The sequence below is a fragment of the Methylomagnum sp. genome (genome assembly GCF_054333355.1).
Genome location: NZ_JBTEKS010000429.1, coordinates 1 through 3,542, shown reverse-complemented (window position 1 = coordinate 3,542; position 3,542 = coordinate 1). Strand labels below are relative to the sequence as shown.

3 protein-coding genes are annotated in these 3,542 nt (G+C 64.0%); 1 reads left to right on the top strand and 2 read right to left on the bottom strand.

Features of this window, described 5'->3' with window-relative positions:
- Positions 1-209: 209 nt before the first annotated feature.
- Entirely contained in the window at positions 210-416 is a 207-nt protein-coding gene (locus tag ACXWUF_RS20555; RefSeq protein WP_458496423.1) for a hypothetical protein, read from the bottom strand.
- Between the two features lie 241 nt (positions 417-657).
- Here ACXWUF_RS20555 and nhaR point away from each other — a divergent pair, with 241 nt between their 5' ends.
- Positions 658-1,557 (top strand): transcriptional activator NhaR, encoded by a 900-nt coding sequence (gene nhaR, locus ACXWUF_RS20550; RefSeq protein ID WP_458496422.1) that lies wholly within the window; start codon positions 658-660, stop codon positions 1,555-1,557.
- A 134-nt stretch (positions 1,558-1,691) separates the two neighbouring features.
- On the opposite strand, the gene ACXWUF_RS20545 is transcribed toward nhaR, so the two are convergent.
- Positions 1,692-3,305: a TolC family protein gene (locus ACXWUF_RS20545; RefSeq protein WP_458496421.1), complete on the bottom strand. Its 1,614-nt coding sequence runs from the start codon at positions 3,303-3,305 to the stop codon at positions 1,692-1,694.
- Positions 3,306-3,542: the final 237 nt, after the last annotated feature.

Sequence of the window (3,542 nt, the reverse complement as noted above, 5' to 3'; positions counted from 1 at the left end):
CGGGACTACAAGCCAAACGCTGCGTAAGCCCTATTAAAGAATCTTCAGCCGCCATTCCGGCAGGGATACCGGAATGGCGGATTCTTTTGGGTTGACTGAATAGTCTTGCTAATCAGCAAAGAAAAAGGCTTACATTGCTGTAAGCCTTTTTGCTTGTGACGCGGCGTCAAGGCTGTCGCGGGCTAAAGCCCGCTTTTACAATGATTGGGTCAGACCAAGCCCAACCCTGAAAACAGGAAGGACAAGGTGAACACGGCGAAGACCGCCAAGCAAAAATCGTAAGTGACGCGCTGAACGTGGGGGCGCTCCATCATGGCGTCGAAGACCGGCAGCAGCCGTTTCAGCACCAGCAGGCCAAACGCCGTCGCGGCGGAGGCGATGAGTATTTGCAGGGATTCCGGGGATTCGAGATTCATGGGCAACAAAAAATTTCGGGCGCGGAGCGCGATTGGAAGGATGCAAAATTGCCCCGGCTAAACCGGCGGCGAATTCCGCCCGACAAATCCTAGGCGGTCCCCGATTGGCCCGCAAGAAGGCGATTCAGTCGGGCCAGCGCATGGACGGTTTCCTAATGGTGAGCAAAACCCGCAGGTCAGGATGGGTAGATAACCAAGGACCGGCTTGCGAACCCGCGGATAACAACGACGAAAAAACCCCATGCAACGCCTGAACTACCAACACCTCTACTATTTCTGGACCGTGGCGAAGGAGGGCAACATGTGCCGCGCCAGCGAGAAGCTGCATTTGACCCAGCCGACGGTCAGCGCCCAAATCGCGGTGTTCGAGGGAGCCATCGGCGAGAAGCTGTTCCACCGGGACGGGCGCGGCCTGCGGCTGACGGAGACCGGGCAAGGGGTGTTCCATTACGCGGAGGAAATCTTCGCGCTGGGCCGGGAGCTGTCGGGCTTTCTGAATGGCCGGGGCGGCGGGCATGTGCCGCGCCTGACGGTGGGCATCGCCGATGGCCTGCCCAAGCTCCTGGCCTATCGCCTGCTGGAACCGGCCTTGCGGCTGGCGGAGCCGGTGCGGCTGATTTGCCACGAGGACAAGCCGGAGCGGCTGTTGGCGGACATCGGCCTGCATAGCGTCGATCTGGTGCTGTCGGACGTCCCGGCCACGGCGGCGGCGGGGTTGCGGGTGTTCAATCATCCGCTGGGGGAGTCGGGCGTGGGGGTGTTCGGGACACGGGAATTGGCGGAGCGGTACCGGACGGGGTTTCCCCATGCGCTGAACGGAGCGCCGTTTTTATTGCCGACGCCGAGCTTGGCCTTGCGGCGGTCGTTGGATCAGTGGTTCGACGCGGAGAACCTAAGTCCGAACATCCGCACCGAGATTGCCGATAGCGCTTTGTTGAAGACCTTCGGCGCGGCGGGCGTGGGGCTATTCGTGGCGCCGACCCTGGTGGAGGAGGAAGTATGTCGGCAGTATCACGTCGAGTTGATCGGCGTGATCGACGGGGTGCATGAGCGGTTTTATGCGATCACGGCGCAGCGGAAGATTCAGCATCCGGCGGTGCGGGCCATTTTGGAGAGCGCGCTATCTCGGACGGGGAAATAGCGCCGGCCGCACGAAACAAACGGGCGACACGCCTCCACAAGGATGCCGCCCGTTTCAAACCACGAATTAAACCGGCAAATTTCCAGTGGCCCGGCATACGCCAACCGCCGCTTTTTCAATACTTGGCAACCCCCTCAACGACTCGCCACCGATTCCCCAACACCCATCCCCAGCGCCGCCCGGTAATCCGCCATGGCCCTGAAGAAGGCGTTCAGCGCCTCGGCCTCGGCGATGGCCGCGTCGCCGTTCGCCAGTTCCCGCAAATCCACCACCAGCACCGTGCTATCGCCCAGGTCGAGCCGGGCGCGTTCGCCCTCCGCCAGTTGCCGGGCGGCCTCCCGCTGCTGGCGTGCCACGCCGATCCGGCTGTAAGCGGCCCGCAAGGCGGACAGGGCGTCCCGCACCTCCGCCGTGATGCGGTCGGAGGCCAGCCGGGTGTCGGCGGTGAGGCGGATCAGGTTGGCCTCGGCGGTCTGGGTGCGGCCCTGCGCCACCCGCCGCTGCAAGGGCAGGTCGATGTTTAGCCCCACGTACATCTCGTCCCGGTTGACCAGCTTGGACGAACTAGCGCCTAAGTCCTGCGCCCCCATCAGCGACAAATCCACGCCCGGTGCCTGCTGGTTGCGTGCCCAATCGCGTTCAATCTCCGTCTGCTTGCGCTGCCGCTCCAGCCGTTGCAACTCGGGGCGGCGCTGGCGGGCTTCCTCGATGGCGGATTTTTCATCCGCCAACTCCGGCAGAACGGGTTCGGGGAAACCGTCCGGCAACTGCTCCGGGCGCGGCAACTGCGGCTCGCCTTCGGGCGTGCGCCAGTACAGGGAAAGCTGGATGGCGGCTTGTTCCAGCATCCGCTCGGCGGCGATCACCCGTTCCCGCCGCTCGAAAATCGTCCGCTGGTTATCGGTGCCCTCGATGACGGGGGCGTCCCCGGCGGCGATGCGTTCTTGTAATCCACTGTTGCGCCGCTCGGAGATGGTCAACAGCTCACGGGCCACCGCCCGGCGCCGCCCCGCGAACACCCAATCCCAATAACGCTGGGCCACCACCCGGCGCAGATCCAACAAGGCCGCGTCGTAATCATGCCCGGCGATGAGCTTGCCCAATTCGGCCTGGGCGAGACTGGCGCGGCGCCGGTCGATGGGTCCGTTGCGCCACAGCGGCACGTTCACCCCGGCGCGGAATTCGCCGTCGTTGGCGGTGGCGCTCTTGCCCTCGTAGGTAGGGTAATTGCCCGTGCCGCGCCGCCAGCCGCCGAAGAAGGTGCTGCCCCACAAGCCGGTGGGCTGCTCGATGATGACGTCGTAGTTGCGGTTCTCGTACAGCCCCGCCACCGACCAGCGGGATTGCAGCTTGAGCGTGGTGTCGAAGCCGCCCTCGGCGGCCAGTTGCTCGCCCTCCGCCGCCGCTTGGCGCTGCTCAGCGGCGACCAGGCCGGGAAAGCTCAACAGGGCGGCGTGGGTCACGGCTTCGAGAGTGAGGGCGGATGTGTGATTCTGGACAGCAAGGGCGGCTTCGGGCGGCAGTTTGTATTTGGACGGGTCGGCCCATGACTCGGTGCAGAAGCCGCAGAGGGCCAACAAAAACACCGCTGCTCGTTCCCACGCGCCGCGTGGGAATACAGTCTGCCCGCGCTGCGGGCCGTGGTGGGATGAATCCACGATGATAGCCCGGATGGCGCTGGCGGAATCCGGGGCGCCGGGGCTGCCGAATCCCCGTATTCCGCTAAGGCGATTTCCTATAATAAACATACCTAACTCGGGCACCTGCAAAAACCCCTCCCCGGCCCTCCCCTTATCAGGGGGGGGGAAAAAAGCCCCCCTGATAAGGGGGGTTGGGGGGTTAATGGGTAAGCTCTTTTTCGGGAATCGCCCAAGCTCCATACGGGCTACGTCACAGGGCGCGGCGCACCCCATCTGCACTCCCACGCGGCGCGTCACTGCCATTAAGTTAGCGGATGTTCCGCGTATGTCGGCCCCGTTGGCTGA